The following is a 23432-nucleotide window of genomic DNA, read 5'->3' as shown; positions in this document are numbered from 1 at the left end:
CACTGCGCGTCATTGCAGCAAAAACGCTATCCGCCGGGTAGCGTTTTTGTTTGGCGAGATCGAAAGCACAGTTCGAATTCCTGTTGCCTATCTTGCTGCCAGCTAACATGGCGGGTAACATGGGGCTTGGTTCATTCGACTTTCTATCCCGGAGAAATACATGTCAATTCATATGATTGAAGCAGTGCGTTTTAATGTCGAGGGTGACCGGGTTGAGGAAGTACGCTGGGGGCGTGCGAAGCCGCAGGATGATGGCTCGATCGGATGGGAACACAAGACTTCCGAGCAGGATGTCAGCCTGGTGGTCGACGCACTGCATTTCGGCGACGAAGTGGCGACGGCATTTTCAGTGGATGGAAAAATCGTACGCGGTCCCAGTGTTGCGCTGGTGATCCACGAGCATGGCATAGAAGGAATCGGCATCGCGGAGCGCGATTCTTCCGGGCACACTCTTGCCGACTTGCCGCGTTTCTAAGTCATCCCAGGCGACGTCAGAAACTGGTGGAGGATGCCGGCCCCAGGCTGCTGCTGTTGAGCCGATTACCGCCAGTTTCGTCGTTGTGGGTTTCCCGCCATTGCTGGCGTTGCCATTCGAGCTGACTCCATTGATCAGCGCGGCGTTTTTCCCATTCATTGCGTTCACGCCAGACCGGAGCAACTGTTATCGCCGGCGGCGCCAGGAATAAGGGTGCCAGATGCATTTCCGCGCCATACAACGGAGATGGTGCAAAAATTGGGGCCTGGCCCCCAATTACCGCGCCCGTAACGCTATCGGCAATAGCCTGGCCGGGTATTGCTGCAGCAACGGCACCCAATAGCAATACTAGAAGTATCTTTTTCATATGATCTCCCGCTTGACCAGCCCACCCGAATCACAGCCGACAGTGAAATATTGCAAGTGCGTCTCCGGATTTCATTCTAGGAAACAAAACGCAGCTAAGCTAATAGAGAATTGCTACTTTGTCCGGCTTTTCGAGCATCCTGGGCAATCCGCTGCGTGAATTGGTTGCTGGTGGTAATGTTTATCTCCCGACGGTGATAAAGCTGCCGCCAGGCATCAAGAACAAACGAGGATTTTTGTTGAAAATCCCGCAAAAGCGATTTCATATTGGAGATATTGCATGCATGTCCAGATCGAGAAAGCCCGGATTTTCCAGCAGTTGCATGCGCGCGAGGGCGCTTTCATCATTCCCAATCCATGGGATATCGGCAGCGCCAGGCTGTTAGCCTTGCTGGGGTTCGAAGCCTTGGCCAGCACCAGCGCCGGTTATGCCTTCTCGCGTGGCTTGACAGATGGCGCCATAGGCCGCGAGCAGATGATGGCGCATTTGACCGAGCTGGCGGCGGCCACCGATTTGCCGCTCAGCGCCGATCTGGAAAACGGCTTTGGCGAGTCGCCGGAAACCGTGGCGGAAACGATTCGCCTGGCCGCAGCCACCGGCATCGTCGGAGGTTCTATCGAAGACGCCAGCGGCCGGCGCGAGACGCCGATTTATCCCCTGGAGCTGGCTGCCGAACGGGTGCGCGCCGCCGTCGCGGCGGTGGCCGGGCTGGATTTCCCGTTTGCCCTCACCGCACGGGCCGAAAACTACCTGCACGGCAGAAGCGACTTGAGCGATACCATCAAGCGGCTCCAGGCTTATCAGGAAGCCGGCGCTGACGTGCTGTACGCCCCGGGTTTGAAGAGCAAAGAAGAAATCGCCGCGGTAGTCAGTTCGCTGGACAAGCCGGTGAATGTCGTCATGGGATTGCAGGGTGCGCAGCTAAGCTTGAAAGAGCTGGCGGACATCGGCGTCAAGCGCGTCAGTGTCGGCGGTTCCCTGGCGCGCGCGGCGCTTGGGGCATTCTTGCGGGCGGCCGAGGAAATGCGCGAGCACGGAACATTTACTTACGGGAATGAGGCGATCGGCTCACGCCAGATCGGCGAGATGCTGCTGGCCGCCAACAAACTATAGGCAACAGACGACTCGGATAAGTTATATGCTGGTTAGTGTAAGATCCTTGCTTTCCGCGCTGAAGAATGCCGCATCATGAAAGTCTACAATTTAGCTTGTGAACAGAATCATTGCTTCGAAGGCTGGTTTGGCTCGGAAGATGATTTTCTTTCGCAGTCGGCCGGGCAGCAGATCGTCTGTCCGATATGCGAGAGCGTGAAGGTCGGCAAGTTGCCTTCGGCGCCGCACTTGAACCTCTCTGCAGCCAAGCCGGCTACCGCTAGCCGCCATGCGGCCGGAACGGCTTCGCCGGCAGCGGTGCAGATGAAAAAACAGCTGATGGACATGGCGCGCCACGTCATGGAAAACACGGTAGATGTCGGCGAAAGTTTTGCCGAAGAGGCGCGCCGGATTCACTACAAGGAAGTGCCGGAGCATGGCATACGCGGCTTGGCGTCGGCAGAACAATGCGATGAGCTGGCCGAGGAAGGTATCGACGTATTTCAACTGCCGATGCCAGCCTTGCGCAAGTCAACGCTGCAATAGGCAAGAGGTAATAGCCAAGGTCAAGCAAATACAAACGAGATTCGGTAAGCCGGTTTCAGGAGCCGCAACAACGGCTTCCTGCAAGATCAGCTACGGTCGCGCAAAATCCGTGTCACGCCGCGGATGCGGCGCACGTTGCGCATCAGCCGCGCCAGGTGTACCCGATCCTCGACCTGGATCGTGAAGACCAGTTGCGTCATCAGTTGGTCTTTATCGTCATCCATGTTGACATAGATGATGTTGGCGTCGGAATCGCCGATTTCAGCGGCAACCCGCGCCAATATGCCTTTGTCGTTATGCACCAGCACCTTGATGCGGCAATCGAAGCGGCGGTTCAGATCTTCACCCCACAGCACTTCAATCCAGCGGTCCGGATCCTTGTTGCGCTGGCGCTTGGCGATGTTGCAGTCTTCCGCATGCACCACCAGACCCTGGTCACGCTTGAGCTGGCCGGTGATATGGTCACCTGGAATCGGCTGGCAGCACGGCGAAAGCTGCACCGATATGCCTTCGCTGCCATAGATCACGACCGGATCCATTTTGGCGGGAGCGGCGATGCCTTCCATGTCTAGTAGCGGCGTCTGCAAAGGCTCGTTTTCCAGCAAACCCATGATGTGGCGCGCCACCAGGGTCGCCATACGCTTGCCGACGCCAATGTCGGCGTAGATTTCTTCCAGAGATTTGGCGCTGGACTCGTTCAACAGGCGGTCGACGACGACAGGCGCAAGCACCGGATTGAGATTGAGCGTCGCCAGTGCTTGTGACAGCAACCGTTTGCCGAGTTCTACCGACTCGCCCAGATTGACTGTGCGCAGGTGATGGCGGATCGCCGAACGCGCCTTGCCGGTGCGCACAAAGCTTAGCCAGTTAGGGCTGGGGCGCGAGCTGGCCGAGGTGATGATTTCGACGATGTCGCCGTTGTGCAGCTCGGTGCGCAGCGGCGCCGGCTCGTGATTGATCTTGGCGGCGATGGTCTGGTCGCCGACGTCGGTATGGATGGTATAGGCGAAATCCAATGCAGTGGCGCCACGCGGCAGGGCGATGATTTTCGATTTCGGCGTGAACACGTAAACCGAATCGGGAAACAGGTCGACTTTGACGTGTTCCAGGAATTCAGCCGAATCGCCGGTCTGTTTCTGGATATCCAGCAGCGACTGCAGCCAGGCATGGGTACGTTGCTGCAGGTCGCTGAGATTGCCTTCCTCATCCTTGTACAGCCAATGCGCGGCAACGCCCGATTCGGCGACGCGATGCATGTCCTGGGTGCGAATCTGGAATTCCACCGGCGTGCCGTAAGGGCCGATCAGGGTGGTGTGCAGCGACTGGTAGCCGTTCAGCTTGGGAATCGCGATGTAGTCCTTGAACTTGCCCGGCATCGGCTTGTACAGCGCGTGCAAGGTGCCCAGCGCCAGATAGCAATTGGCGAAGGTATCGACCACGATACGGAAGCCGTAAACGTCAAGCACCTGCGAAAACGACAGGTGCTTGTTATGCATCTTGCGGTAGATCCCGAACAGGCTCTTCTCGCGGCCGTCTATCTGCGCATTGATGCCGGTGGCCGCCAGCGTGGTGCTGACCGATTCCAGGATCTTGCTGACCACTTCACGCCGGTTGCCGCGGGCGGCCTTGACGGCTTTCGCCAGGGTGCGGTGACGCAGCGGATACAGGTGCGAAAACGCCAGCTCCTGCAGTTCGCGGTAGATATTGTTGAGCCCGAGCCGATGCGCGATCGGAATATAGACCTCCATGGTCTCGCGCGCGATGCGGCGTTTCTTTTCCGGGATCATCACGCCCAGCGTGCGCATATTGTGCAGGCGGTCGGCCAGCTTGACCAGGATCACGCGGACGTCGCGCGCCATCGCCAGCAGCATCTTGCGGAAATTTTCCGCCTGCGCTTCGATCTGGCTCTGGAATTCGATCTTGTCCAGTTTCGACAAGCCGTCCACCAGGGTCGCCACCGGCGCCCCGAAACGTTCGATCAGCTCGTCCTTCTTGACGTCCTGGTCTTCCATGACATCGTGCAGCAGGGCGGCCATGATCGCTTGCGCGTCAAGCTTCCAGTCGGCGCAGATTTCGGCGACAGCGATCGGATGTGAAATATAGGGTTCGCCGGATTTACGCATCTGACCCAGATGCATTTCATCCGAAAAGCGGTAGGCTTCCTTGACCTTCTTCAGCTCGGCTGGAGTCAGGTATTCGGCAAGCTTGGTGGTCAGGTGCGTAATCGAGGCGACGCCGGGCTGGAGGGCGGGCTGAGGATCTGGCAAGGTGGGGGTATTAGCGGGTTTTCTGGCTGAGCGGGAGGAGGCCGCCCGTTTTTTTGTGGTTGCGGCTGATGACATGCTTGAATCTGGAGATGTCAGGTTCATACTGGGTCGATGGCAGCCGCATGAGTTTTGCTAATTGCAGGACAGAGTCGACAAGTCACAAAGGCGTGACGCATATCTCTTCCGTCCCCAATTAAAAAAATTAACCAGGTACCTTCTTGAGCATTTCGATGCCGATCTTGCCGGCAGCGATTTCGCGCAGGGCAACCACGGTTGGCTTGTCCTTGGCGTCGACTTTTGCCGTGTGGCCTTGCAGCAGCTGGCGCGCGCGATAAGTCGCGGATAAAGTCAGCTGAAAACGGTTAGGGATCTGTTTCAAACAATCTTCAATAGTGATGCGGGCCATAAATTTCTCCAGAATGCAGTACGAGCTAAGTGGCGTTTAATGCCAGTTAGCTAAATATCAACTTAAATTTGCATGAATGCCCAATTGGGCAAATAAAGAAGCGTTGCGCACTGCCTGCTGCGAAAAGCGGCAGCGTGTAGCTTTGACAATTGCAGTTAATTCCGACAGGGCAGTCGCAAACTCTTGATTAATAATAACATATTCAAACTCGGGGGCGTGCGCGATTTCGCCGCCGGCGGCAAGAATCCGACGCGTGATGACCTGCGGTTCGTCCTGGCCGCGCTTTTTCAGGCGGTCTTCCAAAGCTGCGATGGATGGCGGCAGGATAAAAATCCCGACCGCGTGCGGAAACTGCTTCTTGACCTGTTGCGCGCCTTGCCAGTCGATTTCCAGCAAGACATCGGTGCCAGACTGCATTTGCTCGGCGATCGTGAGCCGTGAAGTGCCGTAGTAATTGCTGTGGACTTCGGCCCATTCCAGGAATTCGCCCTGTTTATGGCGGGCGCGGAAATCTTCCACTGTAGTGAAATGGTATTCGCGGCCGTTCTGCTCACCCGGGCGCGGCGGCCGCGTGGTATAGGAAATCGACAGCTTGATCGCTTGTTCCTGGGCCAGCAACGCGTTCACCAGCGTCGATTTGCCGGCGCCGGAAGGAGCGACCACCATGAACAGGCTGCCCGACATCGGGTGCTCGTCTGGCATTGCTGAGCTGTTTGCCAGCTCGGCAGGAGGAATGGGTAGCAGTGGAGGTGTCATAACAATTGAAAGATGTGCAGCCGTCAGATATGCAAAATACCTGGTTGGCTAAGTGTGACATTGTATCAGCGTGGCAATAAGGCTGCAGGGAGGATTTGTATATTTATGCATGGCGCGCACAGGCGGTATATTGGTGTAGTGATAACGCCCGGTTGCTGCATGGTGTACATTTATGGGTTTCCCAAAAAATCGCTGGTATCGGCCATGCGTTTTGAAGATGTACAACAGACAAGGAAGGACGCCATGGCGATCAAATTGCGGCAAACTGAACAGAAAGACCTGATCGGATCGATCCAGCGTTATTTTAAAGAGAACATGGAGGAGCCGATAGGCGACCTCAAAGCTGGCATGCTGCTTGATTTCTGCCTGCGCGTCATCGGCCCCGGTATCTATAACCAGGCGATTGCCGACGCCCAAGCGCATATGGAAGCCAAAATTTCCGACCTGGCCGTCGAGTGCTACGAAGAGACCGGCGATTACTGGAAGAAAAAATAAGCGTTGTTCGGACTGTTCGGCCAAAGCTGACAGCAGCAGGGTAGCGGACGCTATAATGCACATGAGCTTGCAACAGCCTGATCAGCATCTGATCTGTATTTGCCCTATATCTGACACCTACCGACTTCATTCACACATATGCATTATGTTTCTACTCGCGGCCACGCAGCTGCGCAAAATTTCTCTGAAATCCTGCTGGGCGGCCTGGCGCCTGATGGCGGTTTATATCTGCCGGAGGAATATCCGCAAGTCACGTCGGCCGAGCTGGATCAATGGCGCAGCCTGTCGTATGCCGATCTGGCGTTCGAAGTGCTGAAGAAATTTGCAACCGATGTGCCGGAAGCAGATTTGCGGGCATTGACGTACAAGACTTATACCGCTGATGTCTACCGCAACGCCCGGGCCGGCGAAGACGCCGGCCGGATAACACCGCTGAGCGTGCTGGAAGAAGAGAAGGACGGCAGCAAGCTGCTGTTGCAAGCATTGTCGAACGGCCCGACGCTGGCGTTCAAGGACATGGCGATGCAGCTGCTCGGCAATCTGTTCGAATATACCCTGGCCAAGAACGACGCCAAGCTGAACATCTTCGGTGCGACTTCCGGCGATACCGGCAGCGCTGCCGAATATGCGATGCGCGGTAAAAAGGGCATCCGCGTGTTCATGCTGTCGCCGCACAAGAAGATGAGCGCATTCCAGACCGCGCAAATGTTCAGCCTTCAGGACCCGAATATTTTCAATATCGCGGTCGAAGGCGTGTTCGACGATTGCCAGGACATGGTGAAAGCGGTATCGAATGATCACGCCTTCAAGGCCAGCCAGAAAATCGGCACGGTCAATTCGATCAACTGGGCGCGGGTCGTGGCGCAAGTGGTGTACTACTTCCGCGGCTACCTGAGCGCCACCACCAGCAACGACCAGAAAGTATCGTTCACTGTGCCGTCGGGTAATTTCGGCAATATCTGCGCGGGCCATATCGCGCGCATGATGGGCTTGCCGATCGATAAGCTGGTCGCAGCCACCAACGAGAACGACGTGCTCGACGAGTTTTTCCGCACCGGCATCTACCGCGTACGCAAGTCGGCAGAGACGTATCACACCAGCAGCCCGAGCATGGACATCAGCAAGGCATCGAATTTCGAACGCTTCATCCATGACCTGCTGGATGGCGACAGCGTGCGTGTGCGCGCCTTGTTCCACAAGGTCGAGACAGAAGGTGGTTTCAGCCTGGCCGGCGGCCCCGGCAGCGATGGCGATGAATTCGCCAAGATCGCCCGTTTCGGTTTCCAGTCCGGAAAATCGACCCATGAGGACCGGCTGGCCACCATCCGAGACATCCAGCAACGCTACAACGTCACCATCGATACCCACACCGCCGACGGCGTCAAGGTCGCGCGTGAATACATGGCGCCGGGCGTGCCGATGATCGTGCTGGAAACAGCGTTGCCGGCCAAGTTCAACGAAACCATCCGCGAAGCGCTGGGGCGCGACGCGCAACGGCCTGCCGGCTTTGAAAACATCGAAGCGTTGCCACAGCGGTTTGAAGTGATGGCGGCTGATGTCGCTCAGGTGAAAACCTACATCGCTACCCACACCGGCTTGTAAGACGCAACGAAAGCTGTAGAGAAAATGATGCAAAAGCCACCGATGTTAACTGTAGCCGAAGCTCTGGCGGTACTGTTGGCTGCCGATCGCCCGCTGGTCGCTGAAGTCCAGATTGCGCCGCTTGAGCTGATCCCGACGCTGGCCGCTAACGGCCGGGTGCTGGCAGGCGCTCAGACTTCGCAACTCAACGTGCCGCCGGCGGATAATACCCAGATGGACGGCTACGCAGTACGCGCTGCCGACTGCGCCAGCGGCGCAGCGCGCTTGCCGGTATCGCAAAGGATTCCCGCCGGCCACGTCGGCGCGCCGCTGCAGGCCGGCACCGCAGCCCGGATTTTTACCGGCGCCATGATTCCAGCCGGCGCCGATGCCGTAGTCATGCAAGAAATGTGCGAAGCCGATGGCGATGCGGTATTGATCCGGCACGCGCCGAAATCCGGCGAATGGGTACGCCGCAGCGGCGAAGACATTCGCAGCGGCAGCGTCATCCTCGCTGCCGGTACGCGCTTGCGGCCACAGGATCTCGGCTTGGCGGCATCGGTCGGCCTGGATAAGCTGCCGGTGTTGCGCAAGTTGCGGGTAGCGATGTTTTTCACCGGAGACGAACTGGCCATGCCCGGCCAGCCCTTGAAACCGGGCGCGATCTATAACTCCAACCGCTTCGTCCTGCGCGGCTTGCTGGAAAACCTGGGTTGCGAGATTACCGACTACGGTATCGTGCCGGATAACCGGGACGCCACCCGCGAAGCCCTGCGCCGCGCTGCGCAAGAGCATGATCTGATCCTGACGTCGGGTGGCGTTTCTGTCGGTGAAGAGGACCACGTCAAGCCGGCGGTTGAAGCAGAAGGGCGTCTGAACATGTGGCAAATCGCCATGAAGCCGGGCAAGCCGCTGGCTTTCGGCGAAGTGCGCCGGGCCGATGGCGGCAACGCTTTCTTTATCGGCTTGCCCGGCAATCCGGTATCCAGCTTTGTCACTTTCCTGGTTTTCGTGCGGCCTTTCATCTTGCATCAGCAAGGCGTGGCGGCGAACGCCCTGGCGCCACAGGCGCTGGCTATGCGCGCCGATTTCGACTGGCCCAAGGCTGATCGCCGCCAGGAATTCCTGCGGGTGAAAATCAATGCCCGGGGTGGCCTGGATCTGTTTCCGCAACAAGGTTCCGGCGTACTGACCTCGGCCGTGTGGGGCGATGGCCTGGTGGATAATCCCGCCGGGAAAACCATCGCCAACGGCGACTTGCTGCGTTTTTTGCCGTTTTCTGCTTTGCTGCACTAAGTTAACCTAAGCTAGCATTAAGTACCGGCTTGGACCTGATGGAACATGAGAATGCAATGAAAATCGAATTACGTTTTTTTGCCAGTCTGCGCGAGAAGCTCAGGCTGTCGCAGGAGGCGCTGGAGCTGCCTGACAGCGTGACGACGGTTGGCGACGTGCGTGCCTATCTGCGCGCGCGCGGCGGCGTCTGGGCCGAAGCGCTGGCCGACGGCCGTGCGCTGCGGATGGCTTTCAATCAAGAGTTGGCGAACGCCGACACCGTCTTGATCGACGGTGGCGAAGTCGCATTTTTTCCGCCGGTTACCGGCGGCTGATTTTTTTGCCGGCAATGAGGCTCTGACTATGCCAATTCGCGTCCAGACTGAAGATTTCGATTTCGCCGCCGAACTGGCGCAATTGCGGCTTGCCAATCCCAAAATCGGCGCTGTAGTCAGCTTTCTGGGCACCGTGCGCGATCTGAACGACGGCAGCAGCGTCGCCCAGATGGAGCTGGAGCATTATCCCGGCATGACCGAGAAGGCACTAACGGCCATCGTGGCCCAGGCCAAGCAACGCTGGGAAATTTTCGACGCCCTGGTGATTCACCGGATCGGCCCCTTGCTGCCGCTGGACCAGATCGTGCTGGTGGCGATCACTTCAGCGCATCGCGGCGATGCCTTCGCCGCCTGCGAATACATCATCGATTACCTCAAGACCGAAGCGCCGTTCTGGAAGAAGGAGCATACCGATCAGGGTGCGCGCTGGGTCGATGCTCGCAGCACTGACGACGAAGCACTCGCCAAATGGGAGCAGGACGGATTGCCGCTGCCGATGCGCGAAAGCAAAAAATGAGCTGGCTCGCGGTCGGCATCGACGCCGTCCTTGGCGCCAGACTGCGCTAGGACCTGTTGTGTATCGCTGGATTTACGACATATCGCTCCTTGCTTTCCTGGTTTCAGAATTTCCTTAGCTTGAATTGCGCAAGTTAATCGAATGTGTTGTTGAAAAAAAGAATAAGATGCAGACATCAGGCGGGGCGGGCTCTGGCAGGCATGCTTCAGCCATTGGGTGCGAAATTTCGGCTCTTGGTTTGTCTAGACCCGATGTCGGTGCGTGACTCATGACGATGGTCGATTTTGTAAGGACGGCGCAATGGAAGCTAAATCTAAGGTGCCGTACCTCAGGGAAGAAATCGGCAAAAGGAAAAATCAAACCGGGCGATCGTTTGACGGTGGCGATGGTGGCGGCTATGATGCCAATATGGAAACCAGAGTGATGAAGCTTGAAGAATTTGTGACCGATGCGCGAGATCGTCTGACGCGAATAGAAACACGCCTTGACCAGACCGCGACCAGCGCCGAAATGCACAGAGAGATGACAGATCAAACCTGGCGCCTGGTGACGTTTGTATGCGGATTTGGCGCAGCGCTGGTCACAGCGACTTACTTTATGGCCACCCAGATCAAATAATGCGGCATCAAAATAATCCCCAAGCCCTTCCCACGAAGGGCTTTTTAACTTCTGGTGCGCGCCTATCTCTTTCGTCGCGTTGATAGTGGCCCATTCTATTGCTTAGTTTCTCTGCGCGAGCTTGAAATAAACCGGCATGTCCCAATTTTCTATTCATTAGATCTCTTGGAGGAACCATGCGTTTCGATAAATTAACCACGAAGTTGCAAGAAGCTATTGCGGACGCCCAAAGCCAGGCGGTCGGTAACGATAATCAATACATCGACCCCGTGCATGCCTTGATCGCCTTGTTGAACCAGGACGACGGCAGCGCCACCTCCCTGTTGCAGCGCGCCGGCGTCAATGTCGCCGCTCTGGGCGCGGGGCTCAAGGCTGCGCTGGAACGCTTGCCCAAGGTCATCGGCAGCGGCGGTGAAGTACAGATCGGCCGCGAACTGCTGGCTTTGCTCAACCTGGCGGACAAGGAAGCGCAAAAGCGCGGAGACCAATTCATCGCCAGCGAAATGCTGCTGCTGGCCCTGCTCGACGACAAGTCCGATGCCGGCCGGCTGGCGCGTGAAAACGGCTTGACGCGCAAGGCGCTGGAAGCCGCCATTACCGCGGTGCGCGGTGGCGCCAATGTCGCTTCACAGGATGGCGAAGGGCAGCGCGAAGCATTGAAAAAATACACATTGGATCTGACCGAGCGGGCTCGCCTCGGTAAACTTGATCCGGTGATCGGCCGCGACGATGAAATCCGTCGCGCGATCCAGATACTGCAACGCCGCAGCAAGAACAATCCGGTGCTGATCGGCGAGCCCGGCGTCGGCAAGACCGCCATCGTGGAAGGCCTGGCGCAGCGTATCGTCAACGGCGAAGTGCCTGACAGCCTGAAATCGAAGCGCGTTTTGTCGCTCGATATGGCGTCCTTGCTGGCCGGTGCAAAGTTCCGCGGCGAGTTCGAAGAGCGCTTGAAAGCCGTGCTCAAGGAAATTGCCCAGGACGAAGGACAGACCATCGTTTTCATCGACGAGCTACACACCATGGTCGGCGCCGGGAAGGCGGAAGGGGCGATGGATGCCGGCAATATGCTGAAGCCGGCCTTGGCGCGCGGTGAGTTGCATTGCGTCGGCGCCACCACGCTGGATGAATGCCGCAAATATATCGAGAAAGATGCCGCACTGGAGCGTCGTTTCCAAAAGATCCTGGTGGATGAGCCTAGCGTCGAGGCCACCATTGCTATCCTGCGCGGCTTGCAAGAAAAATACGAAGTCCATCATGGCGTGGAAATCACCGATCCGGCAATTGTCGCGGCGGCGGAATTGTCGCACCGCTACATCACCGACAGGTTCTTGCCCGACAAGGCGATCGACCTGATCGATGAAGCCGCCGCCAAGATCAAGATTGAAATCGACTCCAAGCCGGAGGTGATGGACAAGCTTGACCGTCGCCTGATCCAGCTCAAGATCGAGCGTGAAGCCGTGCGCCGCGAGAAAGACGAGTCGTCGCAAAAACGCTTCGCCCTGATCGAAGACGAGATTGACAAGCTGTCGCGCGAGTACGCCGACCTGGAAGAAATCTGGAAATCGGAAAAAGCCAGCGCCCAAGGCAGCAAGCACCTGAAAGAGGAAATCGAGAAGCTGCGTCTGCAGATCGATGAGGCGACCCGCAACAGCGACTGGCAGAAAGTGTCGGAGCTGAAGTACGGCAAGCTGAACGAGCTTGAAAAAGCGCTCGAGAGCCAGTCCAAACAGGATGCGCTGGCGGCGCAGAACCCGGATCCGGATGGCAAGCCGCAATTGGTGCGGACCCAGGTCGGCGCCGATGAAATCGCCGAAATCGTCTCGCGCATCACTGGCATTCCGGTGTCGAAGATGCTGCAAGGCGAGCGCGAGAAGCTGGTCAACATGGAAGCCGAACTGCATCGCCGCGTGGTGGGTCAGGACGAAGCCATTGTCGCCGTCTCGGACGCCATCCGCCGTTCACGCGCCGGCCTGAGCGATCCCGATCGGCCGTATGGCTCGTTCATGTTTCTTGGTCCGACCGGCGTCGGCAAAACCGAATTATGCAAAGCGCTGGCCAATTTTCTGTTCGACAGCCCCGATTCGATGATCCGCATCGACATGAGCGAATTCATGGAGAAGCATTCGGTCGCTCGCCTGATCGGCGCGCCGCCGGGCTATGTCGGCTATGAAGAGGGCGGGTACCTGACCGAGCTGGTGCGGCGCAAGCCCTATAGCGTGATCTTGCTGGATGAAATTGAAAAAGCCCATCCGGATGTGTTCAACGTGCTGCTGCAAGTGCTGGATGACGGCCGCATGACCGATGGCCAGGGCCGTACCGTGGATTTCAAAAATACAGTCATCGCGATGACCTCGAATCTCGGTTCGCACCGGATCCAAGCCATGGAAGGCAGCGACCCGGCGGTGGTGAAGATGGAAGTCATGGCGGAAGTCAGGAACCATTTCCGTCCGGAGTTCATCAACCGTATCGATGAAATCGTGGTGTTCCATGCGCTCGACGAGAAAAACATCGGTGCGATCGCCCTGATCCAGCTCAAGATCCTGGAGCAACGCCTGGCGAAGATGGACATGGGCCTGGAAATCTCGGAAGCGGGCCTGCAAAAAATCGCCGAAGCAGGTTTCGATCCGGTATATGGCGCACGGCCGTTGAAGCGGGCAATTCAACAGCAGATCGAAAATCCGCTATCAAAATTGATTCTTGAAGGCAAGTTTGGTCCTAAAGACGTTGTTCATGTAAATGTTAACAATGGTGAGATAGTGTTTAAAGTAGCAAGCTAAGCTCAGATTTACAGTCGCAAAAGGGTAGAATCGCGACAAGCTTAATCGTGCTGATTTATGTTTTAAAGGTCACATGGCGCAGCCACGTGGCCTTTTTTCGGATTTATGCGGTGTAAACTGTTGTCTTGGTCCAGTAAGAATTGAATGTTATAAATTGTGCATTGCGTGTTGCCTCAACGCATCTGCACTTTTAAACATCGCCAAGATGCAGGAATGTGTCCTTAAGTCGGATATTGCCGATTCTTGTGTTATTTCGAGGCAATTTTGAAGCGAACCTCACTGCAACGCTTATTCATTTTGCCGTTTGCAGCGCTATTGTTATGTCTGGCCGTTTCAGTCGGCTGGCTTCTTTATCAGGCCGGCCAGGATGCTACCGATGCGTTATCGCAAAAGGTCCTGGCAGACATGATGGGGAGCATCAACAGTGCAATCAACAGGCAACTTTTCGACGCCGGCGCCGCGTTGCGGGTAGTCGCGCCCGATCAGGTTGCCGATGCCGGCGACAAGACACCGACGCCGATTCCTTTTCCTGCCAACGTACGGCGGCTGGAAGAGCGCATGTGGATTGCCAGCGGCCTGTTTCCGGCGGTCGGCGGATTTATCGGTTTTGCCGGCGCTGACGGTCATTTCGTCGGCATCCGCCGCACCGCCGCCAATGAATTCCGGGTCCGCCTCAGAGGCGCAGGCGAAGAACCAAGCCATCTTTACCGCAGCCGCGGGCCGGCAACCGAAATGACTTTCCTGGAATCGGAAGAGTACGATCCACGCGCGCAAAGCTGGTATCAGAATGCCGCGAGCCGGAAAAAAGATACATGGTCACCGGTCTTGTTGGACAGTAGCAGCAATGAGCCGGTACTGATGCTGGCGCGGCCGGTGTTGGGCGCCGGCCACGATATGCTGGGCGTGGTGGCCAGGGAGCTGTCATTGAAGCCGCTGCGAGAATACTTGCAGGCGCTGTCGATGGATAGAAATGGCGTTGCGTATATTGCAGAACGCAACGGCGAACTGATTGCTTCCTCCAATGGCGAAAATGTTTTCAATTCCGCTCCGGATATCAGTCCCAGCGGCAAGCCGCTGTATGTCAGGAATGAACTATCAAGCGTCGCTTCGCCGTTCATGCATCAGAGCTGGCAACTGGTACAAGCCTATCTGCAGAAACATCCCGGCGTGGTGCCGATCACCGACCCGGTCATTCCGTCGACCATCAGCCCGCCCAAGCCGGGCAAGCTGATTATCGGCGCTTTTCCCAGCAGTTCCGGACAGATCGAGGTGGCCGCCCAGCTCCATCGCGATGCCGCCGGCCTGGAATGGGTCGCGGTGGTGGCGTTGCCGCGTTCTGATTTTTGGGGCGCGATCAATTCCAGCGTCTACAAAAGCTTGTACCTCGGCTTGATGGTGATCGTGCTGGCTTTGCTGGCCGGCTATGCGATCTTGCGCTGGGCCTTGCGCGATATCCGCAAGCTGACGCTGGCGGTACGCAGCATCGGCAGCGGCCGGCCGTTTGCCAAGCTGAATATCGACCGCAAGGACGAGATCGGCGAACTGGCGGAGAGCTTCCAGGAGATGGAGCGACATTTGCGCACCGACCGCCTGACCAGCCTGCTGAACCGCGATTCCCTGATTGCACAGATCGAATTCCGCAGGCGCACCGACGTCGAGCCCCAGCTGTTCCGGTTTGCGGTACTGTTCGTCGACCTGGACAAGTTCAAGCAGGTCAACGATCACTATGGCCATGATGAAGGCGACCGGGTCTTGATCGAAGTCGGCTTGCGATTGCAAAACGCCCTGCGCAAAGAGGATGAGGTGGCGCGCTTCGGCGGCGACGAATTCATCGTGTATCTGCCGGGTGTAGCCGATGAAGAATCGGCGCTGGCGATTTCGGAAAAAATCTATGCCGTGCTGAACAAGCCGATCCTGATGAGCAATGGCGATCATTGCCAGGTCGGCGCTTCGATCGGTGGTGCGTTGTATCCGGCCGACGGCCTCGATCTGGAAACCTTGTTGAAAGTCGCCGACAAGCGGATGTATAGTGTCAAGAAATTTGGCGGACTGACCTTTTCGTCGGCGCCGCCTGAAGAGGAGTCTTGAACAACACTGTCTGCACCGGAGATGTCATGACTTTTGCAACCTGCGATCTATGCGATGCTAATGAAGACAAGCTCGGCACCGCCGCCCTGGCGGTCTTGCCGCCAGTGTTTATTGCCTTCGGCAAGCGCCAGGCGTTCAGCGGCCCGGTGCGCACCCTCAAAGTGCATGAAGACAATGTGCTGGTGCGCAGCACGCTGGAAACCGCCGGCGACGGCCAGGTGCTGGTGGTCGATGGCGGCGGCAGCCTGCGTTGCGCGCTGGTCGGCGGCAACCTTGGCGTGCTGGCGCAAAAAAATGGCTGGGCCGGCATCATCGTCAACGGCTGCGTGCGCGACTCGGCGGAACTGAATCAATGCGATATCGGCATCCGCGCGCTGGCGCTACATCCACAGCGTAGCGTCCGCAAAGGAGTAGGGGAGCGCGATATCAGCGTCTCGATCGCCGGCGTGACCATCGTGCCAGGCGCCTGGATCTACGCCGACGCCGACGGCATTCTGATCGCAAGTCAAAAACTCGCCTGAATAATCCAGAACGTCCAGTCATTAAGGACACCTCTAAAAACTCCGTCATCCCCGCGAACGCGTCACCTAGGTGGAGACGCCGAGGCGGAGGATCCAAGTTACTGATTGCAATGGATTCCCGCGTTCGCGGGAATGACGCTGTGAGAGTTATTCGAGGTCCCCTCAAGCAGGCAATACGATATTCGCGCCGCATTGCTACCCGGTTTCGCCCTCAAGCTTTTCTTTGCTCTTAAATAATTTCCTACATCTAATAAGGATATTGGTTAATGATACTGAGAATGATTCGTATTTGTGTTATCTTTGAAGATCTTCTTATCAAAGCGGAGTGAAGTCATGGCGCATGTGCATGAAGGGTCGAGGCGTTCGGCAGCGGTATCTTTGTCGAAGTTCAGTTGCGATGCATCGCTTCCCGCCGGCCCGCTGCTCGACATACTGATTGCGAATAGGCCGCTGTTCGTCAAGGCGGCGCGCAGTTTCGTCGGCTGCATGAGTCGCGCGGAAGACGTGGTTCACGATGTGTTCCTCAAGCTGGTCGATCTTCCCGGCCAGGATGTGGTCCGCCAGCCGATCGCCTACGTGATGCGGATGGTGCGCAATGCAGCTATCGACGCTTGCCGCCGCCAGAATCTTGAAAATATATACCACGCCGATGAGGATAGCGGCCTCGACATGCCGTCGCAAGAGCCGTCGCCGGAGGCGGCGTTGGTGGTGCGCGACACGCTGCGCCACGTCTACGATGCGCTGGCCCAGCTGCCGGCGCGCAGCCGCGCCGCCTTCGAGATGGTGCGCATGCGCGAAGAAACGCTGCAGAGCACCGCGCGTGCGCTCAATGTGTCGCAGACGCTGGTGCATTTCATGGTGCGCGACGTCGAAAAACACTGCAGCGATTGTCTGGAAGCCTGCAATCGCGGCGTCGCTTTCCCTGCATTCCACGGCAATAGCGCCCGCGATGGTAAAAAAGCGCGCGCCTCAATCGTCAACTAGAAGTAGAGGTAATGCCCGGGCGCTTTGTGCGCAGGGCGTCACCGTTTCCTGACATTTACAGCGAGCCCGATCATGACACAAATACAAAACCCACAAAATCCGTCCACCGTCGCCGCCAAAGAGGCGCCTGATGAAATCTATACCGTGGTCATCAACGATGAAGAGCAGTACTCGATCTGGCCGACATTCCGCGCCGTGCCGGCTGGTTGGCGCGAAGTCGGCGTGAGTGGCCGCAAGGACGAATGCCTGGCGCACATCGAGGCTGTCTGGACCGATATGCGCCCCGCCAGCTTGCGCCGGCATATGGATGGCGTCGCCGCGTCGAAGGCGCAGATCGCGTAAATCAGGTGTGAGCGTGTCTGCGGCGTTGCCCCGGATGCCTTGTTTCAGGAGAATTTCGCATGACATCACTTTCCATGCCGCGGCTCGCTATCGACGACCTTCGGATCACGCCAGGATTGCCGACCGTTGTCGCGCCAAAAGCCGGCATCGACATCTCGCTGGAAGAAGCGGCGCCGCTGCTGCGCGCCATCGTCGACGACAAGCTGGAGCGCGCCGGCGGGGTGCTGTTTACCGGTTTCCGTGTGCCCTCGATTGTATCGTTCCAGGGCTTTGCCGCTTCCTTCGGCCATCCGCTGATCGGTTACGAATACGCATCAACCCCGCGCAGCCAGGTCGAAGGCGCCGTGTATACCTCAACCGAGTATCCGCCGCATCGCTCGATTCCGCTGCATAACGAACAATCGTATACGCGCGAATGGCCGCTGCGCATCTGGTTCCACTGCGTGCTGGCGGCGCGCTCGGGCGGCGCGACGCCGATTGCCGACAGCCGCGCAGTCTATCGTGGGTTAAGTCCGGCTTTGGTAGAGCGCTTCGCCAGGCGCGAACTGCTCTATGTACGCAATTTCGGCCAGGGGCTCGATCTGCCATGGGAGCAGACCTTCGGCTCGGATGATCCGCGTGTGGTCGAACGCTATTGCGCCGCGCGCGGCATCGATTGCACCTGGCGCGACGGCGAGGACGGCGAATTGCTGTTGCGCACGCGCGAGCGTTGCCAGGCGGTGGCGCGCCATCCGCGCACCGGCGATATGGTCTGGTTCAACCAGCTCAATCTGTTTCACTTGTCCGCACTGGATGAAGACATGCAAGAGACGCTGATCGACGCCGTTGGCCTGGAAAACGTCCCGCGTAATGTCTATTATGGCGATGGCGAAGCGATCGAAGCCGAGGCGTTAGCCGAAATCCGCAGCGTGCTGGACCAGCAACGCATTGTCTTTCCGTGGCTGAGCGGTGACGTGCTGATGCTGGATAACATGTTGACTGCGCATGCGCGCGATCCTTTTGAAGGGCCCCGCAAAGTGGTAGTCGCGATGGCGCAAAGCTATAGCGAGGCAGGTGGTGGCGAGCAGAAGATGGCGCGATGATGAAAACGGTTGGAGCAGCCCTCGTCGCGCGGGCGTTGACTGTCGGTTATCGCGAGCAGATGGTGCTGGACGGGCTCGACCTGACAATCAAGGCCGGAAAGATTACAGCATTGTGCGGACCGAACGGCTGCGGCAAGAGCACCTTGCTGCGGACCCTGGCGGGATTGCTGCCGATCCGCTCCGGGCAAATAGAAATAAACGGCGCGCCACTAGCCTCGTACCGTCGGCGCGAGCTTGCGCGCGCGCTGACCATACTGGCGCAATTCAACCAGATTCCTGCCGGCTTGACGGTGCGCGAGCTGGTCGCCTACGGCCGCTATGCCTATGGCGGCTGGCTGCGCGGCCTGACCCGCAGCGACCAGGCGGCGATCGACGAGGCGCTTGCCGTGAGCGGCCTGGCCGCCGATGCGACGCGCGACGTCTCCGCCTTGTCGGGCGGCGAACGGCAGCGTGTCTGGATCGCCATGGCGCTGGCGCAGCAGGCGCCGATTGTCCTGCTCGACGAACCGACCACCTATCTCGATATCCATCATCAGCTCGACATCTTGCATGAACTACGCCGCCTGAACCAGGAGCGCGGGCTGACGATTGTCTGGGTGCTGCACGATTTGAACCAGGCGGCGGCATTCAGCGATGAAATCGTGCTGATGCGCGCCGGCCGCATCATCGCCCACGGCGCGCCCGAAGCGATGCTGGAGCCGCATCATCTGCAGCAAACCTTTGACGTTGCCATGCTGAAGATCGCCCACCCGCAAACCGGTGCGCCGATGTGCGTACCGGCTGCTCAAGGCGGATCGGCCAGGGTTGAGGCTGGACTTGAACGGGAGAATCACATCGGCAAGGACCGCGCCGCATGACCGCGCCCACGCCCACGCTTATTGCATCCAATCTGCCGCTGCGTTCCGGACAGGCGCTGGAACACCGGCAGATGGAGGCCGCAAGCCGGGCAGGGCTGATAGGCGTGGCACTGGTCACGCTGATCGTCATTGCGACGGCGATTCGCCTCGCGCCTGACATCCGGCAGTGGCTGGCAACCTCGGCGCAAGACAGCGATGCCACCACGCTTGCCCGCATACTGTTATTCGATCTGAGCGCGCCGCGCGTCATCACGGCGCTGGTCGCGGGCGGCTGTCTGGGTGTGGCGGGCGCATTGTTGCAATCGCTCACGCGCAATCCGCTGGCCTCACCCGATCTGCTCGGCATTACCGGCGGTGCCCAGCTTGGCTTACTGGCGGCGATGGTCGTGCCTGCGTTGGCGGGTGCGGCATCGGTGCCATTGCTGTTCGGCTGCGGCCTTGCCGCCGCCGCTTGCGTGGTGGCTGCGGCCGGCTGGCGCGCTTCGCCGCTGCGGCTGGTGTTGGCGGGCAGTGTTTGCATGCTGCTGTTCTCGGCGATCTCGACCCTGGTGCTGGCGTTCTTCGAGCAAAGCATCGCCGGCGCCGCGCTATGGGCCAGCGGCAGCCTCTATCAGCCGGGCGCGGACGGCCTCAAGAGCGCCATCGGCTGGCTGCTGTTGCCGTTGGCGGCGTTACCGCTGGTGATACGACCGCTCAATCCGTTCGTGCTTGGCGATGACGCCGCTGCCGCCGCCGGAGTTCGCATCGACGCCACCCGCATTGCGGCCACGGTAGTGGCGGTCGGCTTCGCCAGTGTCGCGGTCAGTATCGCCGGACCGCTTACGTATGTCGGCCTGATTGCGCCCAACCTGCTGCGCCAGATACGTGGCGCCAAAGCGGCCAAGCTTGGCGCGCTGGTGCCGCTGTCGGCATTGGCGGGCGGCGCGCTGGTGCTGGTTACCGATAGCGCGGTGCTGGCGCTGGACCTTGACGCTACGCTATCGACCGGCGTTGCCATCGCACTGGTCGGCACGCCTTTGATGCTGGCCATGATACGCAGCGGCGCAGCCTGGTCCGGCTCCGGCTCAATGACCGCGGAACCGGACCGGCCGCTATCGGATACGGGAAGCGGCGTGCTGCGCTCGCTCACCGCTTTGTCCTGGCCCGCGATCGCAGCCGGATTGCTGCTGTTTGGCGGCACGGTGCTACTGGCCGGTGCTTCGCTGGGTTCCAGCATGATCACCCCGGCCCGCTGGATCGCAGCCTTTGACGGCCGCGATGCGGTGACCCGGATGTTGCTTGACCTGCGCCTGCCGCGCTTGCTGTGCGCCTTGCTGGCCGGCGCGCTGCTGGCGGCAAGTGGCGTGCTGATGCAGAGCATCGTGCGCAATCCGCTGGCCGGCCCCGAAGTGCTAGGTGTGACACAGGGCGCCGGGTTGGCGACCTTCATCGTACTGATCGCGTGGCCGTTTGCGACGCATTCGACGCTCGCCGTCGCCGCGTTGGCGGGCGGCGCAGTGACGCTGATGTTGACCTTGATGCTGAATCGGCGTCATCGCTATGCGCCGATGGCGGTAGCACTGACCGGGTTGGTGCTCGGCACGCTCTGGACCACGCTGTCGCAATGGCTGATCACGCAGCAGAGCGTGCAGCCGGCGCGTTTCGTGGTGTGGCTGGTCGGCGGCACCTATGGCCGCAGCTGGGATGAAGTGATGACATTGCTGCCCTGGTGCTTGCTTGCGCCGCCGGTGTTTGCCTTGCTGTCGAAGCCGCTCGACCTGCTTGCGCTTGGCGATGAGCAGGCCGCGGCGCTCGGCTTGCCGGTCGGCGTCTTGCGGCTATTGGTGCTGACGGTAGCGACGCTGGCGGCCTGCGCCGCCGTGGCGGCGGTCGGCCCGGTCGGCTTTATCGGACTGATGGCGCCGCACCTTGCCGTCATGCTGGGGGCGCGCACGCACCGCACGCGGCTGTGGCTGGCGGCTGCCTGCGGCGCACTGTTGCTGGCGCTGGCCGACATCGGAGCACGCACGCTGCTCGCTCCGCGCGAAATTCCGGCCGGCGTGCTGACCGCGTTGATCGGCGCGCCTTACTTATTGATTTTATTAATCAAGCAAGTGCGCCGGGAGCGGGGAGGCGGCCGATGATGACGCCGTCGCAGGAGATTGCCGCCTGCGCCGATGCGGCCGCGCGCGCTCGTTGTTTCTCCGCATTCGCACCCGCGCCGATGGCGCAGCATCTCGATCATGTCTGGCTGGGAGAGCCGCCCGATGCGCAGGATTCGCCCGGCAAACCAGGCGCTGACGCTGAATCAGCCTCCATTCCGTTGACGCAGCTAGGCGCTTACCGCAGCGAACTGCTGGCCGTCATGGTGCAACACTACGGCGGCGATGCGGAAATCCATGCGCGGGCGTTGCTGTCGCAATGGAGCAAGTACTACTTCTGGCTGGCGGCCCCTGCCGGCGTCGCCGCGCTGCTACTGCGCCGTCCACTCGATATGTCGCCTGCGCGCACGCGGCTGGTGCTGCGCGCAGGAATGCCGGTCGCGCTGTATTTCACCGCCGATGCGTTGCAGCCTGCCGAAAATGACGTCAGCCATTGCTATGCGCCGCTTGTCGATCATCTACAGGCGGTAATCGAGACCGTCGCCGGCATGACGCGGATTGCCCCGCGCGTATTGTGGGGCAATGCCGGCAATCTGCTCGATTACCTGGCGGCTGAATGCGCGGCAATTCCTGGCGCAGCTGACGATATGGCGCGCTTGTTCAATCCGCTTTTGGCGGATGGCTCATCCAATCCTTTACGTCATCCGGTGCGTCAGGTCCAGCCTTGCTCGGCGCTGCTGCCCAATCCTTTCCGCGCACGCCGCGTTTGCTGCATGCGCCATGAAATCCCTGGAGAAACCAATTTGTGTGGAAGTTGCCCTTTGTTGTTGACGATGCCCGATCACGCTCTCGCGTTGCAGGAGGCCATACGCTGATGGATGGTTCGTGGCGTTTGCGGCTGATGGCCGCGGCCTGTGCGGCGCTTTTCTGCACGCAGGTCCAAGCCGGGGCGGTAGCCGTTCATGCCCCTTTGGCGTGCGAACCTCTGGCCGACAATCTGGTTGTCTCGCAATTCAACCCTGCAACGCCGCAGCGGCCCAAGCGGATCGTGGTGCTTGAATACATGTTCGCCGAAGACCTGGCGGCGCTTGGCGTAACGCCGGTCGGCATGGCCGACGCCGCGAACTACGCTGGCTGGTTCGACTATGACAAGGAACGCTTGGCCAATGTGCGCGATGTCGGCACGCGGCAGGAGCCCAGTTTTGAAGCGATCGCAGCCCTGCAGCCTGATTTGATTCTCGGGGTAGGGCTGCGTCACTCTTCGATTTTCGCGGCGCTCAACGGGATCGCCCCGACCGTGCTGTTCCAGTACAGTCCCGACCTCGAAAAAAATGAAATATCGCTGACGCAGCTCGACTGGGCGCGCAAGATCTTCCATACCATCGCCTGCCTTGCCGGACGCACTGATGCCGCCGCAGCCGTCGAAGCAAAACTCGATGCCGGCCTGGTGCGCGACGCCCGGCGCATCGCCCAAGCCGGCCGCAGTGGCGAGCAAGTCGCCTGGCTGCAAGAGCTGGGTTTGCCGGATCGATATTGGGCGTTTACCGGCAACAGTATGGTCGGGGGCGTCGCGCGTGCGCTCGGCCTCAAGCTCGAACCCGCCGAGCCGACACGCGAAGGCACTACTTACGTGACGTCGAAAGATTTGCTGCAGAAACCCGATCTAGCTGTATTGTTTGTCAGCTCGACCGGACCGGAAGTGGCGCTCGACGGCAAGCTCGATTCGCCGATCTGGCGCTTCGTGCCGGCGCGACGAGCCGGACGGGTGGCGCTGATCGAGCGCAACCTGTGGGTGTTTGGCGGACCGATGTCGGCGCTGCGCCTGGCGGACACCATGACTGAACAACTATTGGCGTTGCCGCCACCGGCAAAGCGTTGATTGCGACGTGCTCGCTTACCGTGCAATGACGGTTTACCGCCGTGGCGTGATTTCTTCCCGTTGTAAAGTAAAAAAGCCGCAGCGCTGA

At 59.2% G+C, this 23432-nt stretch carries 23 protein-coding genes; 19 read left to right on the top strand and 4 right to left on the bottom strand.

The genetic code is table 11. The features are described 5' to 3' along the window. Positions 1-160 precede the first annotated feature (160 nt). Positions 161-475 carry a hypothetical protein gene (locus ABI171_RS09550; RefSeq protein WP_348092328.1) on the top strand — a complete coding sequence of 105 codons (315 nt, stop codon included), beginning with the start codon at positions 161-163 and terminating at the stop codon, positions 473-475. Between the two features lie 16 nt (positions 476-491). On the opposite strand, the gene ABI171_RS09545 is transcribed toward ABI171_RS09550, so the two are convergent. After that, positions 492-701, bottom strand: coding sequence for a hypothetical protein (locus tag ABI171_RS09545; protein WP_348092327.1), 210 nt, complete (start codon positions 699-701; stop codon positions 492-494). A 420-nt stretch (positions 702-1121) separates the two neighbouring features. On the opposite strand from ABI171_RS09545, the gene ABI171_RS09540 reads away from it, so the two are divergent. Further along, complete coding sequence (locus ABI171_RS09540; RefSeq protein ID WP_348092326.1) at positions 1122-1955, top strand: isocitrate lyase/phosphoenolpyruvate mutase family protein; 834 nt, start codon at positions 1122-1124, stop codon at positions 1953-1955. 75 nt (positions 1956-2030) lie between these two features. Further along, positions 2031-2480, top strand: coding sequence for a DUF1178 family protein (locus ABI171_RS09535; RefSeq protein WP_348092325.1), 450 nt, complete (start codon positions 2031-2033; stop codon positions 2478-2480). Positions 2481-2566: 86 nt separating this feature from the next. On the opposite strand, the gene ABI171_RS09530 is transcribed toward ABI171_RS09535, so the two are convergent. The 3 genes from ABI171_RS09530 to gmk all read right to left on the bottom strand — a co-directional run bounded on the left by ABI171_RS09530 (position 2567) and on the right by gmk (position 5855). Next, positions 2567-4849: a bifunctional (p)ppGpp synthetase/guanosine-3',5'-bis(diphosphate) 3'-pyrophosphohydrolase gene (locus ABI171_RS09530; RefSeq protein WP_348092324.1), complete on the bottom strand. Its 2283-nt coding sequence runs from the start codon at positions 4847-4849 to the stop codon at positions 2567-2569. A 100-nt stretch (positions 4850-4949) separates the two neighbouring features. Beyond that, complete coding sequence (gene rpoZ / locus ABI171_RS09525; RefSeq protein WP_061533270.1) at positions 4950-5153, bottom strand: DNA-directed RNA polymerase subunit omega; 204 nt, start codon at positions 5151-5153, stop codon at positions 4950-4952. A gap of 57 nt (positions 5154-5210) precedes the next feature. Beyond that, positions 5211-5855: a guanylate kinase gene (gene gmk / locus ABI171_RS09520; protein ID WP_348092323.1), complete on the bottom strand. Its 645-nt coding sequence runs from the start codon at positions 5853-5855 to the stop codon at positions 5211-5213. Between the two features lie 297 nt (positions 5856-6152). Between gmk and ABI171_RS09515 the strand changes: the two genes are divergently transcribed. The 16 genes from ABI171_RS09515 (at position 6153) to ABI171_RS09440 (ending at position 23344) form a co-directional block, all read left to right on the top strand. Beyond that, positions 6153-6404 (top strand): DUF2164 domain-containing protein, encoded by a 252-nt coding sequence (locus ABI171_RS09515; RefSeq protein ID WP_348092322.1) that lies wholly within the window; start codon positions 6153-6155, stop codon positions 6402-6404. A gap of 138 nt (positions 6405-6542) precedes the next feature. Continuing rightward, positions 6543-8006 carry a threonine synthase gene (thrC, locus tag ABI171_RS09510; protein ID WP_348092321.1) on the top strand — a complete coding sequence of 488 codons (1464 nt, stop codon included), beginning with the start codon at positions 6543-6545 and terminating at the stop codon, positions 8004-8006. Positions 8007-8048: 42 nt separating this feature from the next. Further along, positions 8049-9281 (top strand): gephyrin-like molybdotransferase Glp, encoded by a 1233-nt coding sequence (glp, locus tag ABI171_RS09505; protein ID WP_348092320.1) that lies wholly within the window; start codon positions 8049-8051, stop codon positions 9279-9281. Positions 9282-9337: 56 nt separating this feature from the next. After that, positions 9338-9595: a molybdopterin converting factor subunit 1 gene (gene moaD / locus ABI171_RS09500; RefSeq protein ID WP_348092319.1), complete on the top strand. Its 258-nt coding sequence runs from the start codon at positions 9338-9340 to the stop codon at positions 9593-9595. A 28-nt stretch (positions 9596-9623) separates the two neighbouring features. Beyond that, entirely contained in the window at positions 9624-10112 is a 489-nt protein-coding gene (locus ABI171_RS09495) for a molybdenum cofactor biosynthesis protein MoaE (RefSeq protein ID WP_348092318.1), read from the top strand. A 300-nt stretch (positions 10113-10412) separates the two neighbouring features. Next, positions 10413-10730 carry a hypothetical protein gene (locus ABI171_RS09490; protein ID WP_348092317.1) on the top strand — a complete coding sequence of 106 codons (318 nt, stop codon included), beginning with the start codon at positions 10413-10415 and terminating at the stop codon, positions 10728-10730. A gap of 176 nt (positions 10731-10906) precedes the next feature. After that, positions 10907-13510: an ATP-dependent chaperone ClpB gene (clpB, locus tag ABI171_RS09485; RefSeq protein WP_348092316.1), complete on the top strand. Its 2604-nt coding sequence runs from the start codon at positions 10907-10909 to the stop codon at positions 13508-13510. 264 nt (positions 13511-13774) lie between these two features. Then, positions 13775-15598, top strand: a complete 1824-nt coding sequence (locus tag ABI171_RS09480) for a diguanylate cyclase (protein WP_348092315.1) — start codon at positions 13775-13777, stop codon at positions 15596-15598. Positions 15599-15624: 26 nt separating this feature from the next. After that, a complete protein-coding gene (gene rraA, locus ABI171_RS09475) occupies positions 15625-16119 on the top strand; it encodes a ribonuclease E activity regulator RraA (RefSeq protein ID WP_348092314.1) in 495 nt (164 codons plus the stop codon). Positions 16120-16452: 333 nt separating this feature from the next. Further along, positions 16453-17103 carry an RNA polymerase factor sigma-70 gene (locus tag ABI171_RS09470; RefSeq protein ID WP_348092313.1) on the top strand — a complete coding sequence of 217 codons (651 nt, stop codon included), beginning with the start codon at positions 16453-16455 and terminating at the stop codon, positions 17101-17103. A gap of 72 nt (positions 17104-17175) precedes the next feature. Further along, entirely contained in the window at positions 17176-17445 is a 270-nt protein-coding gene (locus ABI171_RS09465; RefSeq protein WP_348092312.1) for an MbtH family NRPS accessory protein, read from the top strand. Between the two features lie 59 nt (positions 17446-17504). Next, a complete protein-coding gene (locus tag ABI171_RS09460) occupies positions 17505-18527 on the top strand; it encodes a TauD/TfdA family dioxygenase (RefSeq protein WP_348092311.1) in 1023 nt (340 codons plus the stop codon). Beyond that, entirely contained in the window at positions 18524-19384 is an 861-nt protein-coding gene (locus ABI171_RS09455; RefSeq protein ID WP_348092310.1) for an ABC transporter ATP-binding protein, read from the top strand. Before ABI171_RS09460 ends, ABI171_RS09455 begins: the two co-directional genes overlap by 4 nt. Positions 19385-19455: 71 nt before the next feature. Next, a complete protein-coding gene (gene fhuB, locus ABI171_RS09450; protein WP_348092336.1) occupies positions 19456-21507 on the top strand; it encodes a Fe(3+)-hydroxamate ABC transporter permease FhuB in 2052 nt (683 codons plus the stop codon). Next, positions 21507-22340, top strand: a complete 834-nt coding sequence (gene fhuF, locus ABI171_RS09445) for a siderophore-iron reductase FhuF (protein WP_348092335.1) — start codon at positions 21507-21509, stop codon at positions 22338-22340. Before fhuB ends, fhuF begins: the two co-directional genes overlap by 1 nt. After that, entirely contained in the window at positions 22340-23344 is a 1005-nt protein-coding gene (locus ABI171_RS09440) for an iron-siderophore ABC transporter substrate-binding protein (RefSeq protein ID WP_348092309.1), read from the top strand. The genes fhuF and ABI171_RS09440 overlap by 1 nt, the downstream gene beginning before the upstream one ends. Positions 23345-23432 lie beyond the last annotated feature (88 nt).

Source organism: Collimonas sp. (genome assembly GCF_039923675.1).
Taxonomy (GTDB): domain Bacteria; phylum Pseudomonadota; class Gammaproteobacteria; order Burkholderiales; family Burkholderiaceae_D; genus Collimonas.
Note: the sequence above shows the minus strand (reverse complement) of the source record. Positions and strands in the feature narration are given on the sequence as shown.

Bases quoted from the DNA above. Each gene is read 5' to 3' on its own strand.
- ABI171_RS09550 (WP_348092328.1), top strand. From the start codon at position 161: ATGTCAATTCATATGATTGAAGCAGTGCGTTTTAATGTCGAGGGTGAC.
- ABI171_RS09545 (WP_348092327.1), bottom strand. From the start codon at position 701: ATGCATCTGGCACCCTTATTCCTGGCGCCGCCGGCGATAACAGTTGCT.
- ABI171_RS09540 (WP_348092326.1), top strand. From the start codon at position 1,122: ATGCATGTCCAGATCGAGAAAGCCCGGATTTTCCAGCAGTTGCATGCG.
- ABI171_RS09535 (WP_348092325.1), top strand. From the start codon at position 2,031: ATGAAAGTCTACAATTTAGCTTGTGAACAGAATCATTGCTTCGAAGGC.
- ABI171_RS09530 (WP_348092324.1), bottom strand. From the start codon at position 4,849: ATGAACCTGACATCTCCAGATTCAAGCATGTCATCAGCCGCAACCACA.
- rpoZ (WP_061533270.1), bottom strand. From the start codon at position 5,153: ATGGCCCGCATCACTATTGAAGATTGTTTGAAACAGATCCCTAACCGT.
- gmk (WP_348092323.1), bottom strand. From the start codon at position 5,855: ATGCCAGACGAGCACCCGATGTCGGGCAGCCTGTTCATGGTGGTCGCT.
- ABI171_RS09515 (WP_348092322.1), top strand. From the start codon at position 6,153: ATGGCGATCAAATTGCGGCAAACTGAACAGAAAGACCTGATCGGATCG.
- thrC (WP_348092321.1), top strand. From the start codon at position 6,543: ATGCATTATGTTTCTACTCGCGGCCACGCAGCTGCGCAAAATTTCTCT.
- glp (WP_348092320.1), top strand. From the start codon at position 8,049: ATGTTAACTGTAGCCGAAGCTCTGGCGGTACTGTTGGCTGCCGATCGC.
- moaD (WP_348092319.1), top strand. From the start codon at position 9,338: ATGAAAATCGAATTACGTTTTTTTGCCAGTCTGCGCGAGAAGCTCAGG.
- ABI171_RS09495 (WP_348092318.1), top strand. From the start codon at position 9,624: ATGCCAATTCGCGTCCAGACTGAAGATTTCGATTTCGCCGCCGAACTG.
- ABI171_RS09490 (WP_348092317.1), top strand. From the start codon at position 10,413: ATGGAAGCTAAATCTAAGGTGCCGTACCTCAGGGAAGAAATCGGCAAA.
- clpB (WP_348092316.1), top strand. From the start codon at position 10,907: ATGCGTTTCGATAAATTAACCACGAAGTTGCAAGAAGCTATTGCGGAC.
- rraA (WP_348092314.1), top strand. From the start codon at position 15,625: ATGACTTTTGCAACCTGCGATCTATGCGATGCTAATGAAGACAAGCTC.
- ABI171_RS09470 (WP_348092313.1), top strand. From the start codon at position 16,453: ATGGCGCATGTGCATGAAGGGTCGAGGCGTTCGGCAGCGGTATCTTTG.
- ABI171_RS09465 (WP_348092312.1), top strand. From the start codon at position 17,176: ATGACACAAATACAAAACCCACAAAATCCGTCCACCGTCGCCGCCAAA.
- ABI171_RS09460 (WP_348092311.1), top strand. From the start codon at position 17,505: ATGACATCACTTTCCATGCCGCGGCTCGCTATCGACGACCTTCGGATC.
- ABI171_RS09455 (WP_348092310.1), top strand. From the start codon at position 18,524: ATGATGAAAACGGTTGGAGCAGCCCTCGTCGCGCGGGCGTTGACTGTC.
- fhuB (WP_348092336.1), top strand. From the start codon at position 19,456: ATGGAGGCCGCAAGCCGGGCAGGGCTGATAGGCGTGGCACTGGTCACG.
- fhuF (WP_348092335.1), top strand. From the start codon at position 21,507: ATGACGCCGTCGCAGGAGATTGCCGCCTGCGCCGATGCGGCCGCGCGC.
- ABI171_RS09440 (WP_348092309.1), top strand. From the start codon at position 22,340: ATGGATGGTTCGTGGCGTTTGCGGCTGATGGCCGCGGCCTGTGCGGCG.